Source organism: Agrobacterium leguminum, assembly GCF_015704895.1.
In the GTDB taxonomy this organism is placed as follows: domain Bacteria; phylum Pseudomonadota; class Alphaproteobacteria; order Rhizobiales; family Rhizobiaceae; genus Agrobacterium; species Agrobacterium leguminum.
In genome coordinates this window covers 111,126-134,132 of sequence record NZ_JADQWB010000013.1, presented here as the reverse complement: position 1 = coordinate 134,132, position 23,007 = coordinate 111,126, and the positions used below count along the sequence as shown (strand labels likewise).

19 protein-coding genes and 1 pseudogene are annotated in these 23,007 nt (G+C 60.9%); 3 read left to right on the top strand and 17 right to left on the bottom strand.

Going from position 1 to position 23,007, the window contains the following annotated elements; genetic code table 11:
• From I3J13_RS18510 to I3J13_RS18490, 5 genes and pseudogenes are all read right to left on the bottom strand, one after another.
• A pseudogene (locus I3J13_RS18510) lies at positions 1-226 on the bottom strand (sugar ABC transporter permease); the annotation flags it as partial.
• Between the two features lie 175 nt (positions 227-401).
• Complete coding sequence (locus I3J13_RS18505; protein ID WP_003524929.1) at positions 402-1,715, bottom strand: ABC transporter substrate-binding protein; 1,314 nt, start codon at positions 1,713-1,715, stop codon at positions 402-404.
• Positions 1,716-1,859: 144 nt separating this feature from the next.
• Positions 1,860-2,813, bottom strand: coding sequence for a sugar-binding transcriptional regulator (locus I3J13_RS18500; protein WP_020813212.1), 954 nt, complete (start codon positions 2,811-2,813; stop codon positions 1,860-1,862).
• A gap of 305 nt (positions 2,814-3,118) precedes the next feature.
• The gene (locus I3J13_RS18495; RefSeq protein ID WP_065655299.1) at positions 3,119-4,969 is read right to left on the bottom strand and encodes an ABC transporter ATP-binding protein; all 1,851 of its coding nucleotides are present in this window, start codon (positions 4,967-4,969) and stop codon (positions 3,119-3,121) included.
• Between the two features lie 48 nt (positions 4,970-5,017).
• On the bottom strand, positions 5,018-6,181 hold the full coding sequence (locus tag I3J13_RS18490; RefSeq protein ID WP_196379721.1) for a M20 aminoacylase family protein: 1,164 nt from the start codon (positions 6,179-6,181) through the stop codon (positions 5,018-5,020).
• A gap of 305 nt (positions 6,182-6,486) precedes the next feature.
• Between I3J13_RS18490 and I3J13_RS18485 the strand changes: the two genes are divergently transcribed.
• The 3 genes from I3J13_RS18485 to I3J13_RS18475 all read left to right on the top strand — a co-directional run bounded on the left by I3J13_RS18485 (position 6,487) and on the right by I3J13_RS18475 (position 10,263).
• Positions 6,487-8,196: a peptide ABC transporter substrate-binding protein gene (locus I3J13_RS18485; protein ID WP_196379720.1), complete on the top strand. Its 1,710-nt coding sequence runs from the start codon at positions 6,487-6,489 to the stop codon at positions 8,194-8,196.
• Positions 8,197-8,339: 143 nt separating this feature from the next.
• Complete coding sequence (locus I3J13_RS18480; RefSeq protein ID WP_020813216.1) at positions 8,340-9,350, top strand: ABC transporter permease; 1,011 nt, start codon at positions 8,340-8,342, stop codon at positions 9,348-9,350.
• A complete protein-coding gene (locus I3J13_RS18475) occupies positions 9,343-10,263 on the top strand; it encodes an ABC transporter permease (RefSeq protein WP_196379719.1) in 921 nt (306 codons plus the stop codon). The genes I3J13_RS18480 and I3J13_RS18475 overlap by 8 nt, the downstream gene beginning before the upstream one ends.
• Before the next feature lie 185 nt (positions 10,264-10,448).
• Here the strand turns inward: I3J13_RS18475 and I3J13_RS18470 are convergent, their stop codons facing one another.
• The 12 genes from I3J13_RS18470 to I3J13_RS18415 form a co-directional block, all read right to left on the bottom strand.
• Complete coding sequence (locus tag I3J13_RS18470) at positions 10,449-10,799, bottom strand: ribbon-helix-helix domain-containing protein (RefSeq protein ID WP_196379718.1); 351 nt, start codon at positions 10,797-10,799, stop codon at positions 10,449-10,451.
• A gap of 70 nt (positions 10,800-10,869) precedes the next feature.
• Positions 10,870-11,436, bottom strand: coding sequence for a DJ-1/PfpI family protein (locus tag I3J13_RS18465; protein ID WP_003523156.1), 567 nt, complete (start codon positions 11,434-11,436; stop codon positions 10,870-10,872).
• Positions 11,437-11,533: 97 nt separating this feature from the next.
• Entirely contained in the window at positions 11,534-12,931 is a 1,398-nt protein-coding gene (locus I3J13_RS18460; protein WP_196379717.1) for an amidase, read from the bottom strand.
• 53 nt (positions 12,932-12,984) lie between these two features.
• Positions 12,985-13,806 (bottom strand): ABC transporter permease, encoded by an 822-nt coding sequence (locus I3J13_RS18455; RefSeq protein ID WP_003499034.1) that lies wholly within the window; start codon positions 13,804-13,806, stop codon positions 12,985-12,987.
• Positions 13,803-14,753, bottom strand: coding sequence for an ABC transporter permease (locus I3J13_RS18450; protein WP_196379716.1), 951 nt, complete (start codon positions 14,751-14,753; stop codon positions 13,803-13,805). The genes I3J13_RS18455 and I3J13_RS18450 overlap by 4 nt, the downstream gene beginning before the upstream one ends.
• Positions 14,754-14,947: 194 nt before the next feature.
• Positions 14,948-16,483, bottom strand: coding sequence for an ABC transporter substrate-binding protein (locus I3J13_RS18445; protein ID WP_196379715.1), 1,536 nt, complete (start codon positions 16,481-16,483; stop codon positions 14,948-14,950).
• 182 nt (positions 16,484-16,665) lie between these two features.
• Positions 16,666-17,568: a LysR family transcriptional regulator gene (locus I3J13_RS18440; protein ID WP_065655290.1), complete on the bottom strand. Its 903-nt coding sequence runs from the start codon at positions 17,566-17,568 to the stop codon at positions 16,666-16,668.
• Positions 17,569-17,745: 177 nt separating this feature from the next.
• Positions 17,746-18,495, bottom strand: coding sequence for an ABC transporter ATP-binding protein (locus I3J13_RS18435; RefSeq protein ID WP_065655289.1), 750 nt, complete (start codon positions 18,493-18,495; stop codon positions 17,746-17,748).
• Positions 18,492-19,328, bottom strand: coding sequence for an ABC transporter ATP-binding protein (locus I3J13_RS18430; RefSeq protein ID WP_080857873.1), 837 nt, complete (start codon positions 19,326-19,328; stop codon positions 18,492-18,494). Before I3J13_RS18430 ends, I3J13_RS18435 begins: the two co-directional genes overlap by 4 nt.
• Positions 19,325-20,257: an ABC transporter permease gene (locus tag I3J13_RS18425; RefSeq protein ID WP_196379714.1), complete on the bottom strand. Its 933-nt coding sequence runs from the start codon at positions 20,255-20,257 to the stop codon at positions 19,325-19,327. Before I3J13_RS18425 ends, I3J13_RS18430 begins: the two co-directional genes overlap by 4 nt.
• Positions 20,254-21,321, bottom strand: coding sequence for an ABC transporter permease (locus I3J13_RS18420; protein WP_196379713.1), 1,068 nt, complete (start codon positions 21,319-21,321; stop codon positions 20,254-20,256). Before I3J13_RS18420 ends, I3J13_RS18425 begins: the two co-directional genes overlap by 4 nt.
• A gap of 32 nt (positions 21,322-21,353) precedes the next feature.
• Entirely contained in the window at positions 21,354-22,994 is a 1,641-nt protein-coding gene (locus I3J13_RS18415; RefSeq protein WP_065655285.1) for an ABC transporter substrate-binding protein, read from the bottom strand.
• Positions 22,995-23,007 lie beyond the last annotated feature (13 nt).

Here is a 23,007-nt window from a genome sequence, read left to right as displayed (position 1 = left end):
CGATCAGCAGCGTGTTCCAGATCGACTGGAAGAAGGCCGGATCGGTATAGAAATACTGGTAATTGAACAGACCGGCGAAGCTGACATTGGCCGGGTTGAGGAGATTGTAGTTCTGGAACGAGAACCAGAGCGTCATCGCCAGAGGCACGATCATCCACACCAGCAACAACAGCACCGATGGCGCAAGCATGACCCGCGCTAATCCGCTCGTGTTTCGGGTTGCCATTGCACTCACCTCCCCTTGGGCCGTGGGCGTCACGACATGCGCCCGGCATATCCGGAAGAACCGGCTCATTCTTGTTTTGATTTGAAAGGCTTAAACGCCGCCATACAGACCGGCGGCTTGCCGTCCCCAAGGTTCGCTGCCCGGCATTGGCGCCGGACAGCGATCTTCGGGAGGATTACTTGATGTAACCGGCGCGGGTCATTTCGCGCGTCGCGGTCGACTGGGCGCCCGCAAGCGCATCGTCAACGCTGGACTGACCGGCAACGACTGCCGAGAACAGCTGACCGACCGTGGTGCCGAGCGCCTGGAATTCAGGGATCGCCACGAACTGACCGCCGGTGTAAGGCACGGGCTTTACGGTCGGCTTGGTGATGTCAGCGGCATCCATCGCGGCAAGCGTCGGCTTGGCGAAGGCGGCGGCCTTTTCATACTCGGCATTCTTGTAAAGCGAGGTGCGGGTGCCCGGAGGCACGTTTGCCCAGCCTTCCTTGGAAGCGACAAGCTCGGTATATTCCTTGCTGGTTGCCCAGGAGATGAACTTCTCGGCCGCTTCCGCCTTCTGCGAGCTCTTCGGGATCGCGAGGTTCCACGACCACAGCCAGTTGCCGTGGTTCTTCAGCTCGCCATGCGTCGGGAAAATGGCGTAACCGACCTTGTCGGCAACGGTGGAATCCTTCGGGTTGGAGACGAAGGAAGCAGCGACCGTGGCGTCGATCCACATGCCGCATTTGCCCTGCTGGAACAGCGTCAGGTTTTCGTTGAAGCCGTTGGAGGATGCGCCCGACGGACCGGCATCCTTCATCAGATCCACATAAAACTGCAGCGAGCTCTTCCATTCCGGCTGATCGAACTGCGGTTTCCAGTTTTCATCGAACCAGCGGCCGCCGAAGGAGTTGGTCAGCGCGCTGATGAAGGCCATGTTTTCGCCCCAGCCGGCCTTGCCACGCAGGCAGATGCCGTTGATATCGGCCTTGCGGTCGGTAATCTTGCGGGCGGCGTCGCCGATGAATTCCCAGGTCGGGCTATCCGGCATCTTCAGGCCGGCTTTTTCGAACAGGTCCTTGCGATACATGATCATGGCGGATTCGCCATAGAAGGGCGCGGCGTAAAGCTTGCCTTCGCTGGAGAGGCCGCCGCGGATCGCCGGCAGCAGATCGTCGACGTCATATTTGTCGCCAAGCTTTTCGAGCGGCAGCAGCCAGCCCTGCTTGGCCCAGATCGGCACTTCGTAATTGCCGATGGTCATGATGTCGTATTGGCCGCCATTGGTGGCGATATCGGTCGTCACGCGCTCACGCAGGACGTTTTCTTCAAGCGTCACCCACTCGACCTTGATGTCGGGGTTCTTGGTGGTGAAGTCCGAGGTCAGACCCTGCATGCGGATCATGTCGCCGTTGTTCACGGTCGCGATGGTCAGCGTCTCGGCGGAAGCAAGGGTCGAAAAGGCGAGTGCCGAGCATGCGCCCAGCAAAATGGTCTTCAATGTCATATCTTCCTCCCAGAAGAAAAATGATGAGCATTCGCTTTGCTCTAGGGCATTTACTCACCTCATTAGCAAAAAAGTCAAGCGACATCCTGTGCTGCGACGCACATGGAAAAACCAAGCCATTGATTTTATGTGTTTAATTTTTGCTCAGTGCGTGAGCAAATATTCGCTCGTGACTTCATCGGTGATGAGGCCGTTCAGCAGACCGCCCCTCAGCGCCGCCAGAATCGAGGCGTTCTTGCGTGCGCCCTGCGCCATGCCGATGACGGTGCAGGTGTCTCTTGAAGGGATGGGAACGGAGGCGACGCGCTCGTTGACGGAATGCTCTAGAATGCGGCCATTGGCATCATACATCCAGCCGCAAATCTCGCCGACGGCACCGCTTGCCATCAGCGCCTTCATCTCATCCACGCCGAGGAAACCATCGACGCAGAGCGGTGCGTTTTCACCGAGTTCGCCGACACCGACGAAGGTGACATTGGCCGCGGAACCCAGCGCCAGCGTGGAGCGCACCATGGACTGGTCGTGCAGCAGTTCCCGCTCTTCCGCAGAAGAACATAGAACCGGCAGCGGCATTGGGAAATGCCGCGCCTTGATGGCATCGGCCATGCTGAAGATGACGTTATAATAGGCGGCCGATCCATCCGGCCCGATATTGCCCGTCAGTGAGACGATGCGGTGCTGCGGGCACTCCATTGGCGGCAGCTGGTCGACGGCGGCCTTCAATGTACGGCCGGTGCCGATGGCGAGCACGATGGGATCGGCATTCTTCAGCCAGCGCTCGATTTCCGCCGCCCCGGCCTCGGCGATGCCGACAGTGGAGGAGACCCCGGCCGGATCGCTCGGCACCACCTCGATATATTTGAGGTCGAATTTCTCTTTCAGCCGCTCGGCTTTTTCGAGACAGGCGGCGATGGGATGATCGAGCCGAACCTTGATCAAGCGCTCGGCGACGGCGAGCGACACCAGCCGCTGCGCCGATTGCCGGGAAATGCCCATGGCGGCGGCGATCTCATCCTGCGTGCGGCCCGCGACATAATAAAGCCAGCCGGCACGGGCCGCATCGTCCAGCCGTCCATGTGCGTCGTTTCGTCTGGCCATGCCGCTGCCCTTTGAGAATTATGCTTGCGCATTTGCTGGCATTTTTTTGCGTCGGCTGTCAAACGGCGGATGCGGAAGAGAGCGCTCAGTGGGCCTAAAATCATCTGGCGTGGCGGTGCGGCGCGTTTCTTCTCCCCGAGGGGAGAAGGTGGCCCGAAGGGTCGGATGAGGGGGCACCCTCTCCGTATATCTCTACCCTCGCCCCCTCATCCCGCTGCCGCGACCTTCTCCCCGGCGGGGAGAAGAAACAAGGGGCGACCACTCGCTCCCGTATCAGCCCTCAGCCCGAAGCCGACACTGTTCGATCACGCCGCTTCCTGCACCAGATGCCCTGCGGAAACCTCGCGGTAATGGCGCTGCGGCGGCACGTAGTCCACCGGCCGGATCGGGCTTTTGATCTCGTCGGTCGCCATGTTGCGCCGAATCTGCCGCCGCGCCGGGTCCGGCACCGGAACGGCGGACATCAGCTTTTTCGTATAGGGATGCTGCGGATTGTCGAAAACCGCCGCACGCGGGCCGATCTCGACGATCTCGCCGAGATACATCACCGCCACACGATGGCTGACGCGTTCCACCACCGCCATGTCATGGCTGATGAACAGGAAGGCGAGGTTGAGGCTCTGTTGCAGGTCGAGCAACAGGTTGCAGACCTGCGCCTTGATCGAGACATCGAGCGCGGACACCGCCTCATCGGCGACGATGACCTTGGGGTCGAGCATCAGCGAGCGGGCAATGGCGATGCGCTGGCGCTGGCCGCCGGAAAATTCATGCGGGAAGCGCCGCATCATATCCGGGCTGAGGCCCACCTTTTCCAGAAGATCGGCCGCCTTTTCGCGGGCCTGCTGCTTGGTTCCGAGGCGATGCTCAATAAAGGGCTCCATGATTGCGGTGCCGATGCTCATGCGCGGATCGAGCGAGGCGAAGGGATCCTGGAAGATCATCTGCACGCTGCGGCGCATGGTGCGCAGCGTCGTCTTGTCGAGCTTCAGCACCTCGTAACCATCGAGCATGACATTGCCGGATGTCGGCTCGATCAGCCGGGTGATGGAGCGGCCCGTGGTGGACTTGCCGCACCCAGATTCGCCCACGAGAGACAGGGTTTCGCCCTCGGCAAGATCGAAGGAAACCTTTTCCACCGCATGCACGGCCCCGGATTTGCGGCCGAAAAGGCCGGTGCGGATATCGAAACGGGTGGTGAGGTCCTTGACCGAAAGAATGGGCGTTCGGCCGCCGGAGACCGTGTCCTTCACCTCTGCAACGGGCTGGCTTTCGCCGGTCTTGATATCGATGATCGGGAAACGGGCCGGCAGCACCCTCTCCTTCATCGAGCCAAGCTTCGGCACTGCCGAAAGCAGCGCCCGCGTATAGGGGTGGCGGCCGCGATGGAAAATGTCGTCGGTGGTTCCGGTTTCCACCACATCGCCGCGGAACATGACGATGGTGCGGTCCGAGACTTCCGCCACCACGCCCATATCATGGGTGATGAACAGGACCGACATGCCCTCCTCTTCCTGCAGCGTCTTGATGAGGTCGAGAATCTGGCCCTGAATGGTGACGTCGAGCGCCGTTGTCGGCTCGTCGGCGATCAGCAATTTCGGTTTGGAGGCGAGCGCCATGGCGATCATCACGCGCTGGCGCATGCCGCCGGAAAACTGGTGCGGATAATCGTCGAAACGGTTCTTCGCATTGGGAATACGGACCTTCTCAAGCAGGCGGATGACCTCGGCGCGCGCGGCGGAAGAGGAAATATCCTGATGCACGGTCAGCGCCTCGGCGATCTGCTTGCCGATCGGGAAGATCGGGTTGAGGCTGGTCATCGGCTCCTGGAAGATCATCGAAATGTCCTTGCCGCGAACCTTGCGCATCTCCTCTTCCGGCAGCGCCAGCAGGTCGCGCCCGCCGAGCATGACCTTTCCTTCGATACGGCTCGTCTTTTTATCGAGGAGCCGCATGATGGAGAGCGAGGTGACGCTTTTGCCGGAGCCGCTTTCGCCGACGATCGCCACCGTTTCGCGCGGTGCGATCTCGAAACTCATATTACGGACCACGGATTTCCAGCCGCCATCGACGCGGAAGGATGTGGTGAGATTTTGAACCGATAAAACCGGGCTTACCGAACCGCCGGTCTGTTCCATGGACGTCGCCGCCAAAAGCATGCCGATCTCCTGAAAAGCAAAAGGCGGCCACGAAGGCCGCCGGATGTCTTACGCAGCAAGTGCGGTTTCGGCCATCGAAACCCAGTAGCTGATGCCGTAAGGCAGCGCATCGTCGTTGAAATCATAGGCCGCATTGTGCAGCCCGGCGGTATCGCCATTGCCGATGAAGATGAATGCGCCGGGGCGCGCTTCCAGCATGTAGGAGAAATCCTCGGCCCCCATATGCGGGTTCGGATTGGTGTTGACGGCGTTCGCACCGGCCACGCCCATGGCCACGCCGGTCGCGAATTCGGTCTCGTCACTGTGGTTGAAGGTGACGGGATAACCGCGATGATATTTCACCTCCACGGTGGCGCCATGCGCCATGGCGGTGGCAGTCGCCACTTCCTTCAGGCGCTTTTCGGCGAAATCGCGGGTTTCCGGCAGCAGCGTGCGTACCGTTCCCGTCAGCGTCACCGCACCGGGAATGACATTGACGGCCGTGCCGCCATGGGTGGTGGCGACGGTGACGACCAGCGATTTCAACGGATCCGTCTCCCGCGAGACGATGGATTGCAGGGCGATGATGACATGCGCCGAGGTCAGCACCGGATCGATGGAAAGATGCGGGGCGGCCGCATGGCTGCCCTTGCCGGTGATGATGATTTCGAAACTATCCGCCGCCGCCATGGTCGATCCCTTGCGGATGGCGAAATTGCCGACCGGAATGCCCGGCTCGTTATGCATGCCATAGACCTGCGAAATGCCGAATTTCTCCATCATGCCGTCGTTCAGCATGGCGAGCGCGCCCGCGCCGCCCTCTTCCGCCGGCTGGAAGATCACCGCCACGGAACCCTTGAAATTGCGGGTCTCGGCCAGATATTGCGCCGCACCCAGAAGCATGGCGGTGTGCCCGTCATGACCGCAGGAATGGGCCTTGCCCGGCGTCTTCGAAGCCCAGGGCTTGCCGCTCGTCTCAAGGATCGGCAGCGCGTCCATGTCAGAGCGGAAACCGATGGTCGGGCCATCCCCGTGCCGGCCCTTGATGATGCCGACCACGCCGGTCTTGCCGATGCCGGTCTCGACCACGTCGCAGCCGAAGGATTTGAGTTTTTCGGCCACGAATTTCGATGTTTCGAAGACATCGTAGAGCAGTTCCGGGTGTTCATGCAGATGGCGCCTCCAGCCGGCAACTTCTTCCTGCATTTCAGCCACACGGTTCAATATCGGCATTCTCTTTTTCCCTTTTTTTGTTCCCCGCCGGGTTGTCGGACGCCATATTGCGTTTGGAATTTCTCGTTTTGCAAGCATGAAATTTGCTGCATGAGCGAAAAATAGGCCCAAAACTGAATGGCTCAATTTTTGTTCATCAAAGAAACATTGGGACTTGCTTTTCAAAAAAACTGACAATAGCATCATCGGGAATGGAGGAATATTCCTTAGCAAAGTCAAATACTTAGAATAACAGACCTTGCACATGACGACGGGAAAAGCGTCAAACATTCAAATAGATAAAATCCAAAAAGGGGAAAACGACAATGAAGAAGCGCAGCGTTCTCTTTGCCAGCACGGTGGCGGCCATGGCCTTGGCAGGCTCTGCCGCCCATGCCGAGCGCGGCAGTGACGGCGAACTGAAAATCCTGTTCTGGCAGGCCGTATCGACACTTAATCCCTATCTTTCCGGTGGCACGAAGGAAGTCTACAGCTCGTCCATGGTGATTGAGCCGCTGGCGCGCTACGACGAAAAGGGCGAGCTGGTGCCGATGCTGGTCACCGAAATTCCGACGATCGACAATGGCGGCGTCGCGAAGGATCTGCTCAGCATGACCTGGAAGCTGAAAAGCGACGTGAAGTGGTCGGATGGTACGCCGCTCACCGCCGACGACGTTATTTTCACCTGGAAATATTGCACCGCACCGGATGGCGGCTGCGCGCAGGCGGCGCAATATGAGGGCGTGAAGAATGTCGAGGCCGTCGACGCCCACACCGTCAAGGTCAGCTTCACCGAACCGAAACCCTACCCCTATTCCGCATTCGTCGGCGCACAGTCGCCGGTCATCCAGAAGAAGCAGTTTGAAAAATGCGTCGGCGCTGCCGCACCCGGCTGCACATCCGCCAATTTCGGTCCCATCGGCACCGGCCCCTTCGTGGTCAAGGATTTCAAGCCGAATGACGTCATCAGCTTCGTCGCCAACACCAATTACCGCGACCCCGCCAAGCCCGCCTTCGCCACGGCGACCCTGAAGGGCGGCGGCGATGCCGCTTCCGCCGCACGCGCCGTTCTTGAAACCGGCGAATTCGACTATGCCTGGAACATGCAGGTGGAGCCGGAAATCCTCGCCACCATGGTGGCCGCCGGTAAGGGCAAGCTGGAAACCGCCTTCGGCACCCAGGTCGAGCGTATCAATCTCAACTGGTACAATGCCGATCCTTCGCTGGGCGACAAGCGCTCCACCAAGCAGGCCGGCCCACACCCGGCCCTTTCCGACCCCGCCGTGCGCCGTGCATTGTCGCTCGCCATCGACCGCGATGTCATCGACGAAGCGGGTTATGGCGAAGCGGGCAAACCGACCTGCAACATCGTGCCGGCTCCGGAAGCCGTCGCTTCCACCAAGAATGACAGCTGGTGCCTGAAGCAGGATGTGGAAGGCGCAAACAAGCTGTTGGACGATGCCGGCTGGGTGAAGGGCACCGATGGCATCCGCGCCAAGAATGGCGTGAAGCTCTCCTTCCTCTACCAGACCTCCACCAACTCGGTTCGCCAGGCCACGCAGGAACTGGTGAAGGACATGTGGTCGCAGATCGGCGTTGCCTCCGAACTGCGCAATGTCAGCGCTTCGGTCTTCTTCGGCGGCGACCCGGCAAGCCCGGATACTTTCCAGAAATTTTATGCCGACGTCGAAATGTACACCAACAATTTCGACGGCACGGACCCGGAAAAATATCTGGCGGAATGGCTGTGCGACAAGATCCCGGCCCCGGAAAACGGCTGGCAGGGCCAGAATATTCCGCGTTATTGCAACCCGGAATTCGACAAGCTGGTGGGTGAACTCTCCAAGACCGCCGAGCTTGCCAAGCGCGCGGAGATTTCCAAGCAGCTGAACGACATGCTGACGGAGGAAGGCGCGCATATTCCGCTCATCCACCGCGGCAGCGTTTCCTCGCATTCGCTGACGCTGGAAGGCGTTCGCATGAATGCCTGGGATTCGGAACTCTGGAACGTCGCGGACTGGTCCCGCAAGAAGTAACACGCGGATGCGCCGGCTTCTCCCCCCGGAGAGGCCGGCCTTCTGCATGCCCCTGGACCATGATCTGAAGACACATTTGCCGCGCTAAGGCGAAAACGCTCCCAATTTTCGTCCTGCCGCGCTCTGGGTCTGGAGAGTTTCAGATGTTTACCTTTACGCTCCGGCGGCTTGCCTTTGCCGTACCGACGCTGCTTGTCATCAGCTTCGTCATCTTCGCGCTGCTCGATCTTGCGCCGAACGACCCGACCGGCGACCTGCCGCTCACCATCCCGCCTGAAGTGCGCGAGCAAATCCGCGCCTCGCTCGGCCTCGATCAGCCCTTCTTCATCCGTTACCTGATGTGGCTGCAGCAATTCTTCATCAACGAACCGCTGAACCTCATTGAAAGGCTGACCGGCTGGCAGATCGGCGATGGCAGCCGCATGCGGGTGCTCTCCTGGGCGACACGCAGCCCGGTGGTCGATCTCGTCATTCAGCGCATGCCGCAGACACTGTGGGTGGTGGGCCTCGCCTATCTCTTCGGTGCGCTGCTGGCGATCCCGATCGGCGTCATTTCCGCCTATAAGCAATATTCGATCTTCGACCAGATCGGCACTTTCGTCTCGATGGTCGGTTATTCGGTGCCGACTTTCTTCACCGGCGTGCTGCTGGTGGTCATCTTCAGCTCTTACCTGCAATGGTTCCCTTCCGTTTACGACACCAACCTTCAGGTGACCGACTGGGGAAGTTTCGTGGCGCAGGTCAAGCAGATGTTCCTGCCCGTGCTGGTGCTGACGCTCTACAATGTCTCGCAGATCAGCCGCTTCGTGCGCGCCTCCATGCTCGACAATCTGCACCAGGATTATGTGCGCACCGCGCGCGCCAAGGGCGTGAAGGAAAAATCCGTCCTGCTCATCCACGTACTGCGCAACAGCCTGATCCCGGTCGTGACCGTGATTGCGCTCGGCGTGCCGACCATCTTTTCCGGCGCCATCATCACCGAGCAGATTTTCCGCGTGAACGGGCTTGGCCAATTGCTGATCACCGCCGTTCAGGGCGCGGATATTCCGCTGGTGCAGACGCTCACCTTCATTTTCGCGGTGCTGATCGTGCTCTTCAACCTGATTGCCGACGTGCTGTACGGCATTCTCGACCCGAGGATCCGCTATGACTGACGCCACCATCGCAGCGCCGACGGTTGCGACCACCCCCACGCAATCCGCCCTTGCCGATATCTGGAAACAGTTCCGCGTTCACAAGGGCGGTGTGGCGGGTCTCTTCGTCTTCGTCTTCATCCTGCTGGCGGTCTATGTCGGCCCCTATATCCACACCGTTGCGCCCAACGCCATCAATGTGAAGGCGCGCAACCAGTGGCCGTCGCTTGCGCATCCCTTCGGCACCGATAATCTCGGAAAGGATATGCTGGCGCAGGTTCTTGCCGGCGGGCGCATCTCGCTTGCCGTCGGCATCACCGCCATGCTGCTGGCGCTGTTTCTCGGAACGCTGGTCGGCGTGCTGTCTGGCTATTTCCGCAGGCTCGACGGCCCGCTGATGCGGCTGACCGACCTGTTCCTGGCGCTACCGCTTTTGCCGCTGCTGCTCGTCATCCTGATGCTGTTTCGCGATACGCTGCGCGCCGCCTTCGGGCCAGAAACCGGCATCTTCATCCTGATCGTGTTCGTGATCGGGATAACCAGCTGGATGCATACGGCCCGTATCGTGCGCGGCGACGTGCTGACGATCAAAAGCCAGGAATTCATCATGGCGGCGAAATCGAGCGGCATGCGCGAATACCGCATCATCCTCAGGCATATATTGCCGAATGTGCTGAGCTCGATCATGGTCTCGGCCACGCTCGGCATTGCCGCCGCCATCATCACGGAATCCGCGCTGTCCTTCCTCGGCCTCGGCTTCCCCTCCGATTTCCCGACCTGGGGACGGCTGCTGTTCGATGGCGCGAACTTCCTGCAATTGACGCCCTCGCGCGTGCTGTGGCCGGGACTGGCAATCTCGCTGACGGTTCTGAGTGTGAATTACATCGGCGATGCCGTGCGCGATGCGCTTGATCCAAGGGCGCTGAAGAGTTGAGCGCTCCCCTTCCCTCATCCCTGTGCTTGTCACAGGGATCCAGCCATCCCAAGTCCTTGGGCTGAAAGGAGTCTCCCTGCCGCGCAGACGCACGTCGGCTGGATTCCTGTGACATCCTCGGGCTTGTTCCGGGGAACAGGAATGAGGTTGAGAGGATGCCCCGGCACATACAAAACGAACGCACCCTAGTGGTAATTCACCTGCTCTGCCTCAAGGATGCTGTCCGCATCCAGCGCCGCAATCGGAACATCGCTGCGCGCCGGAATATCGCCGGAAAGCTGAAGCGCCAGATAACGTCCGCAGCAGACCCGCAGAAACGAGGTGAAATTGCCAAGATCGTGCCCGGCATCGATCGATTCATGATAGAGCTTGGCGATCAGCTGCACGCTGTTCATGCCGTCGCGCCGCGCGATCTCGTCCAGCGTCGCCCAGAAAAAATTCTCTAGCCTGACACTGGTGACCATGCCATCGATCCTGAGCGACCGCGTATGGCTCTCCCAAAGCGTCGGGTCTGCCTTGATGAAAAGCTTGCACATGGTTTCCTCCCTCACCACGCCTGAAAGATAGGCGGAAAACGGGGCCGGAAAAAGCCCCGTTTCACTAGTCTTATTTGCCGAGCACGGCCATGAATTGCGAAAGCCAGGCCGGATGCGCCGGCCATGCGGGCGCCGTCACCAGCTTGCCGTCGGTAACCGCCGCATCGATGGCGATATCGGCATAGGTGCCGCCCGCCAGTTCCACCTCCGGGCGGCAGGCGGGATAGGCCGAGCAGGTGCGGCCCTTCAGGACGCCCGCAGCCGCCAGCAATTGTGCGCCATGACAGACGGCCGCCACCGGCTTGTCGGCCTCGAAGAAATGTTTCACCGCCGAGAGCACATCCGCATTGAGCCGCAGATATTCCGGCGCACGGCCGCCCGGAATGACCAGCGCATCGTAATCCGCCACCTTGATATCGGCGAAGGTGGCGTTGAGCGCGAAATTATGGCCGCGTTTTTCCGAATAGGTCTGGTCGCCCTCGAAATCATGGATGGCCGTGGCAATGGTCTGGCCCGCCTTCTTGCCCGGGCAGACGGCGTGCACCGTGTGGCCGACCGCGAGCAGCGTCTGGAACGGCACCATGGTCTCATAATCCTCGGCGAAATCGCCGGCGATCATCAAAATCTTCTTTGGCATGTCTGCTCCTCCCGTTTTCGAATGCCTTTGGGCACCCTAACAGGCAGGATCGAGATGCGGGTATTATGGCAATACTACAAGCCCGATAAAGCTGGGATCAGCGGACCTGCGGCGGCTGCGGCCAGCGTCTCACACCACCGCCCCAATTCTCGAAGGCCTTTGAAAGTTTGAGCACGAACAGATCCTCGTAACGCGGCCCGACGATCTGCAAGCCGATGGGCATTCCCGATCTGGAGAAGCCGCAATTGATCGAGGAGGCCGGCTGTTCCGACATGTTCCACGGCACCGTAAAGGCTATATGTTCGAAGGGAAGTTCGGGATCATTGGTGGGCGAGGCCCAGTCGGCCGGATAGGACACGATGGGATTGACGGGCGAAATCACCGCATCAACGGACTGCATCAAGTGCCCGCAAGCCTTACGCATTTCCATGGTCTGGTTGAAACCGAAAACGGCGCGCGAACCGGAAATATCCGCCCCCTTCTGCGCCCATTCATGAATATAGGGAAGGATCGCGGCGCGACGGTCCGCGCTCAGCGCCGCCATGTCGCCCCAGAACTTCGCCCGCCAGAAATCGTCCAGCCCATCCAGCATTTCCCGCGTCAGCACCGGCTCGACCGGGATGACGATGGCGCCCGCAGCCTCGAACAGTTTCGCGGCGGAAAGCACGGCGTCGCGCACCTCTTCGTCGAGCGGCAGGCCGCAGCCGGCATCCAGCATCAGGCCGATTTTCAGGCCCTTTACATTAATATCAAGGTTCATCCAGTCGATATCGTTGGGCGGCAGCGCCGTGCCATCGCGCCAGTCGGGACGGGAAAGCGTCGCCATGGCATAGGCGGCATCGGCAACAGTGCGGGTCATCGGCCCGGCGCAGCGGCCGGTATAATAGGGATCGACCGGGATGCGGCCCTGGCTTGGCTTGAAACCGAACAGGCCGGTCCAGCCCGCCGGCAACCGCACCGAGCCGCCAATATCCGTGCCGATATGCAGCGTGCCGTAACCCGCAGCGCCTGCCGAAGCCGCGCCGGCGCTGGAGCCGCCGGGGTTCTGGGTGGGGTCCCACGGATTGCGGCTGAGCTTGTGGAAACTGGAAAGGCCGGAGGAAAGCATGCCGTAATCCGGGCAGGTCGTCTTGGCGTAAATAATCGCGCCATCCTCGCGGCAGCGGGCGGCCACCGGCGCGTCGTCGACCGCAGGCACCAGTTCCACCGCCCTCGTGCCAAGCGGCACGGGATGGCCTTTCGTGGCGATCAATTCCTTCAGCGAGACCGGAATGCCATCAAGGGCCCCGAGCGTTTCGCCCTTTTGCCAACGTTCCGTCGAGGCCAGCGCCTGCCTGCGTGCATCTTCCGGATCATAGGCGTAAAGCGCGTTCACCACCGGTTCGAAAGCATCGATACGCGCCTCCACTGCCTGCCAATATTCCGATGGCGAAAGCCTCTTATCCCGGTAAAGCGCCAGGATTTCGAGCGTGTTGAGGTCTATGAGATCGGTCATGGCATCGTCTCGTCAGAAAAACAGGAAATAGGGGCAATATCGGCTTGAAACGGTCAGCTGGTATCGCGCGGGTCCAGCAGGTCGCGCAGGCCATCGCCGAGAAGATTGAGGCCGAAGACGGCGAGCGCGATCGCAAGGCCGGGCATGATGGCGAGCCAGGGTGCTGTGCCGAGATAGGTCTGGGCATCAGCCAGCATCCGCCCCCAGGTGGCAGCGGGCGGCGGCATGCCGAGACCGAGGAAGGAGAGGCCTGCTTCCGTCAATATCGCAAGACCGAGCTGGATCGTCACCTGCACGATGATCTGGTTGGAAATATTCGGCACGATATGGAAAAGCGTGATCTTGGCGCGGTTCTGGCCGATGCTGGTGGCGGCGGTGACATATTCCCGCGACCATATCTGCAACGCCGCTCCCAGCGTCAGCCGGGCAAAGACCGGCACCATGAAGGTGGCGATGGCGATGATGGCGGTAAAACGGCCCGTGCCGATGAAGGCGCCGAGCATCATGGCCGACAGGATGGGCGGCACGGCGAAGATGATGTCGCAGATGCGCATGACCACGGTTTCGGTGAAACCGCGCAGCGCCGCAACCGCAACGCCGATGGTCGTGCCGATAAATGCACCGATGGCGACGGCGGCGATGGAGGTGGACAACGAGTTCCACGCACCGGCCATCAGCATCGACAACACATCGCGGCCGAAATGATCCGTGCCGAGGCCGCCATAAACGAAGGGCGATTTCAGCTTCTGGACGATCTGCATCTTGGTAGGGGACACTGGCGTCCAGACCAGCGACAGCAGGGCGACTGCGACCAGAAAGACCGTGACAGCGATGCCGACGGCAAAGGCGGGGCGGCGGCGGATCAATCGCATCATCGCGCACCTGCCCGCAGTCTCGGATCGATGAAGAGATAGGCGATATCGACCACGAAATTCATGACGATCACCAGCGCCGAGAAAAACAGCACGACGGATTGCATGACGACGATATCGCGCTGGGTCAGCGCCTGATAGGCAAGCCGCCCGAGACCCGGCAGGTTGAAGACATTTTCCACCAGTACCGCGCCGGCAATGAGGAAGGTGAATTGCAGGCCGATCATGGTGACGACAGGGATCATCGCATTCGGCACCGCATGCCGCCACAGCGCCACCCGTTCGCTCAGGCCCTTGGCCCGCGCGGTGCGCACAAAATCCTCATTCATCACTTCAAGCACGGCGGAGCGGCAGACGCGGGTGAGAACGCCGGCCTGCGACAGCGCCAGCGCGACCGCCGGGAGGATAAGCGCCGTGAGACCCGCTGAAAAGCTCGGCGTCCAGCCGGGAAAACCGCCAGCCGGCATCCAGCCGAGCGTGGTGGAGAAGACGATGATGAGCAGCAGGCCGACCCAGAAGCCGGGCACGGCAATGCCCACATGCGAAAAAAGCCCGGCCGCAAAATCCAGCGCCCCGTTGCGGCTCCTCGCCGCCGCCACGCCGAGCGGAATGGCGATGGCCACCGAAAGGCAGACGGCCAGCAGCGCAAGCGGCAGGGTAACGGCCAGCCGCTCCAGGATCAGGCCCGCCACCGGCACGCCATAGGTATAGGATTGCCCGAGATCGCCCCGGAACACGCCGGCCAGCCAGTGGAGATAACGCAGCGGCAGCGGCTGATCGAGGCCCATCTGCTTCTGCAGCGCGGCCAGCGTATCGGGGCTCGCCGAGGTTCCAAGCATGATGGCCGCCGGATCGCCCGGCAGCAGGCCCATGACGACATAGATGATGAGGGAAACGGCAAACAGCGTGATGACGAGGCTTAAAAGACGCCGGATGAGGACGGCTAACATCTGGCATCTTCTCCTTGCTTTGTTTCGCCTGCGGTCGAAGGTCCAGTTATCTCTCTCCCGTCATTCCGGCCCTGAGCCGGAATCCAGCCGACGCGCGTCTGCGCGGCGGAGAGAGCCCTTTCAGCCCAAAGACTTGGGCTGGCTGGATGCCGGATCAAGTCCGGCATGACGGAAGAAACGGCTATCGACAAACGTCACTCTTCCCAATGCACATCCGTCAGCACATTCGAGGGAATGGGCTCGTTTTCCCAAAGCCCCTTCACCTTCTTGTCCCAGACGCCGAGTTTCGGCATGACGAAAAGGAAGAGAGCCGGCACGTCTTCCGCGAGTATTTTCTGGGCTTCGCCATAGAGCTTTTCCTGCGCGCCGGCATCCGCCGTCTTTTCGACATTCGCCACGACCTCGTTGAAGGTCGGGTTCTTGTAATTGAAATAATAGGGGTCGCGCGCATAGATATCGATATCCATCGGCTCGGCATGGGCAACGATGGTCATGTCGTAATCCGCGCCTTTGAGAACATCGGCCACCCATTTCGCCGGAAATTCGGTGGTCTCGATTGTCATGGTCACGCCGATTTCGGCAAACATCGCTTGCAGGATTTGCGAGGTCCGCTGGGCATAGGCCATTTGCGGGGCCTTGATGGTGAAGTTGAAACCATCCGGATAACCGGCTTCGGCAAGCAGCGCCTTGGCCTTGTCGATATCGTAAGGATGTACCCCGGTCGTATCGATATAGCCGCGGTCATTCGGGGTGTAATGGCTGCCGATGGCCGTGCCGAAGCCGGACCAGGCGCCTTCAATGACAGTACCGCGATCCACCGCCATCATCAGCGCCTGGCGCACGCGCTTGTCATCGAAGGGCTTGCGGGCATTGTTCATGCCCGCCACGACCTTCAACTCCGTATTGCCGACGAAGGTGCCGAGGCGCGCATCGCCATCGAAGGAGGTCATCAGTTCCGGCGCGCCGAATTCCGGGAAAGCATCGATATCGCCGGATTTCAGCGCCGCGGCCTGCGCCTGCGGATCGGAGACGAAACGGAAGGTCGCCTTGTCGAGCTTTACCGAAACGGCCTTGTCCCAATAGGCGTCGTTCTTCTGCAACTCGACCTTGTCGCCCTTGGCCCAGGCCATGAATTTGAACGGGCCGGTGCCGACAGGAGTGGTGCGGTTATTCTCCGCGCTTTTCGGCGCCACCATCACGGAGGCTGGCCAGCCCAGCCAGTAGAGAAGGCTGCCGGCCGGCTGCTTCAGCTTCAGCACCAGCGTTGTCGCATCCGGCGTCTCGATACTGTCGATGGCGGCAAAGAAGCGTTTTTGCGGATTGACCGAGCTTTCGCCACGCGCCCGATCCAGCGCAAATTTCGCGACAGCGGAATCGAAGGCCTCGCCATCATGGAAGGTCACGCCCTTGCGCAGCTTGAACGTATAGGTCTTGCCATCAGGGGAAATTTCCCAGCTTTCGGCAAGCTGCGGCTTTACCTTGCCTTCGCGGTCGATCTTCACCAGACCCTCGAAGACATTCTGCCAGGTGACCTGGCCGATGGCGACGGGCGCGGCGATGGTCGGATCGAGACCGGCCGGCTCGACGGCCATGCCAAGCGTCAGCGCGGTTTTCGGCGCGGCTTCGGCAACCGTTGCCGAAAGCGGCAGCCAGAGCGCCGTGCCCAATGCGAGGGTCAGCGCAGTACGGCGCGAAAGCGTTGCCGCCTGTGAAAGATAAGTGCGTGGCATCATTGTCCCCTGTCTGGCGGCCGGGGCATTTTTGCCCTCGGAAGACCGCCCGTTGCAAAAAGAGTGTCATGTTGCAGGCGCACACACAATCTCGATTTTTGTGTGCTCCGTGTAGCTGAAATGGCTACACGGAAATGCAGATGGAAATCAACCTTCCGGCCGGAAAGACCAAACCGCCCCGCTTATCCCGCCGTCGCCTCGCGCATGAAGCGCTCGATGAAATCGGCGAGCTTGGAGGCGGCGAAGGACAATTGCCGGTCGGGCGCGACACAGAGATCGATCTGGGTATGGATACCCTTCTTGCCGGAGAGCGGAACGGCGACCATCTGCCCGCTGCGGATTTCCCGCGCCACCGAAAGCGCCGGCAGCAGCGTGGCGGCGGCGTGGCCCAGCACCAGTTCCTTCAACATTTCAAGAGAGCTGGTAATGAAGACGGGATCAAGCTCGATGCCCGCATCGGCAAACAGCGTGTCGAAGGCCTGACGCGCAGCGAAACTCTTGTCCGGCAGGGCGAGCGGCAGGCTGGCCAGCTCCTTGAGCGAGACTTCCGGCTGGGCGGCGAGCGCATGACCGGCGGGAAAGATGGCGTCATAGCTGATGCGGGTGCGCGAGCGCACTTTTACGCCGGAAAGCTTCGGCGCGAACAGGCTGACGACCAGATCGGCCTCCGCAGCACCCAGCGCCTCCATTGCCTGGCGGGCGCTGGTAATATGCACCTCGAAGCGCAGTTTTGGGTATTTCAGGCTGAACTGCGCCAGCACCGGCGCCAGAAGGTTCGCCACCGTCGCGCCATTGGCATAGACCGTGACCCGGCCGCGCTGCAGGCCTTTCAGATCGTCGATGAGCTGGTGCACATGGTCGAGTTCCCGCAGCGTCTTGCCGGCGCGGGCGGCGAGCAGCTCGCCTGCCGCCGTCAGCTTCACGCCGCGGCTGGAACGCTCCACCAGCGGCGAGCCGAAATAATATTCGAGATTTTCGATCTGCCGGCTCACCGCTGTCGGCGCGACATTCAGGTTTTCCGCTGCGGCGCGCATGGAATTGGTGCGGACCAGTTCGTCGAAATACATCAGGGCGCGCAGTTGCATGGTCTGGATACCTTGTTTTGGCCGACACCGTCCGTCATGCCGGGCTTGACCCGGCATCCAGCGCGATCAAGTCCTTGATCGCAATAGAGTCTCTGACCGCGCAGACGCGCGGTCGCTGGATTCCGGCTCAAGGCCGGAATGACGGAAGATGTCATTTGACCCGACTATAGCGGCACCTCAAACGCGCTTGAAGCCCTCGCTCGCCACCAGCAACTGCCTTGTATAATCCGCGCTGAATTCCCGGCTTTCCAGCGCCTCGGCCTCCAGCATTTCCACCACCCTGCCGCTTTTCATCACCGCAAGGCGATCGCACATATGGCTGATGACGCCGAGATCGTGGCTGACCATGACGAAGGTGAGGTTGCGATCCTTGCGGGCCTGTTCCAGCAGGTTGAGGATTTCCGCCTGAATGGAGGCGTCGAGCGCCGAAGTCGGCTCATCCAGCAGCAGGATTTTCGGCTCGACGATCAGCGCACGCGCAATGGCGATGCGCTGGCGCTGGCCGCCGGAAAGCTGGTGCGAATAACGAAAGCGGAAGCCGGAACCGAGGCCCACCTCGTCCAATGCCCGGGCAATGCGCTGCTCGCGATTGTCGAGACCGTGGATGACCAGCGGCTCAAGCAGCAACGCATCCACCGTCTGGCGCGGGTGAAGCGAGCCATAGGGGTCCTGAAACACCATCTGCACGTCGCTATAGAAGCTCTTGTCGCGGTGCTTGCCGGCATAGGAGCGCCCCGCCACCGTCAAGGAGCCCTCATCGAAATGGTTGAGGCCGGCAATGGCGCGCAGCAGCGTCGATTTGCCGGAGCCGGACTCACCGACGATGCCGAAAGATTCACCCTCTGCCACATCGATGCTGACGCGGTCGAGCGCGATATAACCGTCGAAATCGACCACCATGTCGCGAACGGAAAGAACTGAACTCATGCGCGCCACTCCGGCTTGCGTTCCAGAACCGGCAGCGGATGCCGGTGGCCGCCGATTTCCGGCAGGCAGTTCAGCAGGCCCTGCGTATAGGGGTGTTTCGCTTCCTTCAGATTGGCGGAAGACAGCTCTTCCACCACCTTGCCGGCATACATGACCAGAACGCGGTCGCAGAAAGACGATACCAGCCTGAGATCGTGGCTGACGAAGATCAGCCCCATGCCGCGGTCGCGCACCAGCTTGTCGAGAATATCGAGCACTTCGAGCTGAACCGTCACATCAAGCGCCGAAGTGGGTTCGTCGGCGATCAGCAGTTCCGGGCCGCAGACCAGCATCATGGCGATCATGACACGCTGGCCCATGCCGCCCGAAACCTCGTGCGGGTAAAGATCGAAGACACGCTCGGGATCGCGGATCTGCACGGCTTCCAGCATGGCGAGCGTGCGCTGACGCGCCTCGCCGCCGCCGATCTTTTCATGGGTGCGCAGGGTTTCCATGATCTGGCGGCCGATGGTCATGACCGGGTTCAGCGAATATTTCGGGTCCTGCAGGATCATGGCCATGCGCTTGCCGCGCATGATCCGCCGCTCTTTTGCAGACGCCTTGAGCAGATCAATATCGCCGAAGCGCAGCGCATCGGCCTCGATGCGCGCGTTTTTCGGCGTCAGCCCCATGATGGCGCGGCCGGTCTGCGATTTGCCCGAGCCGGATTCGCCGACGATGCCGAGACGCTCGCGCCCGAGCGTGAAGGACACGCCGCGCACCGCCTCCACCAGCCCGGTGCGGGTGGGGAAGGACACGCGCAGGTTCTGAACGGTCAGAAGCGGCGCACTCATTGGCCCGCCTCCTTGGGGTCGAGCGCATCGCGCAACCCGTCGCCCAGAAGATTGAAACCGAGGCTGACGATGAGGATCGCCACGCCGGGCATGGCCGCGACCCACCATTGATCGAGAATGAAGCGGCGGCCGGAAGCGATCATCGCGCCCCATTCCGGCAGCGGCGGCTGTGCGCCGAGACCGAGGAAGCCGAGGCCTGCGGCGGTGAGGATGATGCCCGCCATATCCAGCGTCACGCGCACGATGAGCGACGACAGGCAGAGCGGCATGACGTGCTTCAGCACGATACGGAAAGGCGACGCGCCCATGAGTTTGACCGCGGCGATGAAATCGGAATTGCGGAAAGTCATGGTTTCGGCGCGCGCGATGCGCGCATAGGGCGGCCATGAGGTAAGCGCGATGGCGAGCACCGCGTTTTCGATGCCCGGCCCAAGCGCCGCGACCAGCGCCAGCGCCAGAACGAGCTTCGGAAAGGCAAGGAAAATATCGGTGATGCGCATCAAAACCGCATCCACCCAGCCGCCGGCATAACCGGAAACCGTGCCGACGATGAGGCCGACGGGAGCTGCGATGATGGCGACCAGCAGAACCACGAACAGCGTCAGCCGCGAACCGTGAATGAGGCGCGAGAGAATATCACGCCCCTGATCATCCGTGCCGAGCAGGTAACCTTCCGTCCCCGGCGGCAACAGCCGGGCATTGCGCAGATCGCCCTGCACCGGGTTATGCGGCGCCAGAACATCGGCAAACAGCGCCACGAACAGCAGCGCGATGATGATGCCGAGCCCAAGCAGCGCCAGACGGTTTTCCGAAAAGCGCCGCCAGATGACATAGGCGCGGCCAAGCCGCGCCTGCTTGCGCGAGGCCGGCCGGTCGGAGAGCAGCCATTCGCGGCTGTAGGGTTTCAGTGTATCGGTCGAAATCGTCATCGGCTGCGCGTCCTTGGATCGAGCGTCCGGTAAAGCAGATCGGAGAAGAGATTGATGCCGACAAAGATGGCGCCGATCACGATCGTGCCGCCAAGAACGGCATTCATATCCGCATTCTGCAGGGAATTGGTGATGTAAAGGCCGAGCCCCGGCCAGGCGAAGATGGTTTCGGTCAGCACCGAACCTTCGAGCAGACCGGCATAGGACAGCGCAATCACCGTCACCAGCGGCACGGCGGCGTTGCGCAGCGCGTGGAACCAGATGATGCGGGTTTCCGAAAGCCCCTTGGCGCGGGCCGCGACGATATATTCCTGGCTTAGCTCGTTCAGCATGAAGGAGCGCGTCATGCGGCTGATATAGGCCAGTGAAAAATAGCCGAGCAGACAGGCTGGCAGGATGATGTGGCGGAAGAGATCCCACAACACGTCCCATTGCCGCTGCCAGATCGCGTCGAGCAGGAAGAAGCCCGTGACCGGCGTGAAGGTGAATTCATAAACGATATCCATGCGGCCGGGATAAGCCACCCATTGCAGCCGGGCGTAAAACACCAGCAGCGCCAGGAGGCCGAGCCAGAAGATCGGCACGGAATAACCGATGAGGCCGATGACGCGCACCACCTGATCGGCAAAGCTGCCGCGCTTGACGGCGGCAAGCACGCCGAGCGGAATGCCGAAGACGGCGCCGATGATGGTGCCAAGCGTGGCAAGCTCGATGGTGGCCGGAAACACCCGCTTGATATCCTCCATCACCGGATTGGTGGTGAGGACGGAGGTGCCGAAATCGCCCGATAGCGCCTGTTTCAGATAAAGGAAGAACTGCTGCCAGAGCGGCAGGTTGAGGCCGAGCTGCTCGCGCACCCGCTCGACCACATGCGCAGGCGCACGGTCGCCGACGATTGCCAATGCGGGATCGATCGGCACGACGCGGCCAATGAAGAATGTGACCGCCATCAGCCCCAGAAAGGTGGTGATGACGGTGACGGCGAAGCCGAGAACGGCTTTCAGGCGGGCATTGGCACGGCGTTTGCCGTGCCTCGCCCTGCTGTTGGTTTCAACCATGCTCATTCAACGATCTCCAAGGGACCGATCCTTCCGGATCATTCCTTGGAAATGGTGTAGACGAAGTTGGTGTCGAAGCTCGGTCCGAGCTTCAGGCCCTTCAGCTTGGCGGAATATCCCGCCACTTCCGTCTGCTGGAAGATGATGACGAAGGGACCCTTCGCCAGAACTTCCTTCTGCAGGTTTTCATAGATGGCGGCGCGCTTGGCGCTGTCCTTCTCCAGAAGCGCCGACTGGGTTTCCTTGGTCAGATCAGGAACATCCCAGGCATTGCGCCAGGCGAGCGTCTTGTTCTTGCCCTCATCGGAATTGTCGTAGTTGATCGTGAAGGTTTCCGCATTCGAGTTCGGATCGAAATAGTCCGAGCCCCACTGACCGATATAGATATCATGGGTGCGGGCGCGGTACTTGGTCAGCGTCTGCTTGCCGTCGCCGGGGATGATTTCCAGCTTGATGCCGGCCTGCGCCAGCGTCTGCTGCACGCTTTCGGCAATGCCGGTTACCGGCTGGGTGTTGCGCACATCCATGGACACGGTAAAGCCGTCCTTCAGGCCGGCCTTGGCGAGAAGCTCCTTGGCCTTGGCGACGTCGAGCTTGTAGGGGTTCTCGTCAAGCGCGCCAAGCTGGCCCTTCGGCAGGAAGGTCTGGTGAACTTCACCGATGCCCTTGATGATCGTCGCACCGATGGCGTCGTAGTCGACGAGATATTTGAAGGCTTCGATGACCTCGGGCTTCTTCAGGTTCTCGTTCTTCTGGTTGAGGCTGAAATAATAGACGGTGCCCTTCGGCGCGGAGGTGACGGCAAGGCCTTCCTTCTTGGAAACGGCTTCCATGTCGCCCGGCTCGAGGTTGCGGGCCACATCGATATCGCCGTTCTCAAGCGCCAGACGCTGGCCGGAGCTTTCCTTCATGTGGCGATAGACGACGCGCTTCAGCTTCGGCTTCTCGCCGTAATAATTCGGGTTGGCTTCGAGGATCACCGCCTCGTTGGCCTTCCAGCCGAGGATCTTGTAAGGGCCCGAACCGGCATAACCGGTCTTCAGGAACTCGTTGCCGAAATCGGTATCGTACTTGTAATCGGCGCTCGGCGTGACCGACTTGGCCTTTTCCGTCACGAATTTCTTGTCGACCACCGAAGCGACGGTCGCGGTCAGCACGTTCAGCACGAAGCTCGGCGCATAGGGCTTGTCGACCGTCAGAACGAAGGTGTTCGCATCCGCAGCCTTCGCCTTTTCGGTGACGTTATCACCGCTGAGGCCGAACTGCGTCAGCAGGAATGCCGGCGACTTGTCGAGCTTCACGGCGCGTTCGAAGGAGAAGGCCACATCATCGGCCGTGACCGGATTGCCCGACGCGAATTTCAGGCCGGATTTCAGCTTGAACGTATAGGTGAGACCATCGTCGGAGGTCGTCCAGCTTTCGGCCAGATCGCCGATAACCTTGGACGTGTCGTTGAGATCGATGGAAACCAGCTTGCTGTAGGTATTGCCGGTGACTTCGGCTGCGGACAGCTCGAATGCCTCGCCCGGATCGAGCGTGATGATGTCGTCGATGGCGAAACCTTCGACCAGCGTATCGGCCGGCGTTGCGGCAAAAGCATGGGGCGCCGCCAGCATCATCAGCGACAAAGCGGCGCTGGTGCTGAGAATACGCATGGATTTGTTGAGCGATTTGATCATAGGATCTCCCCTT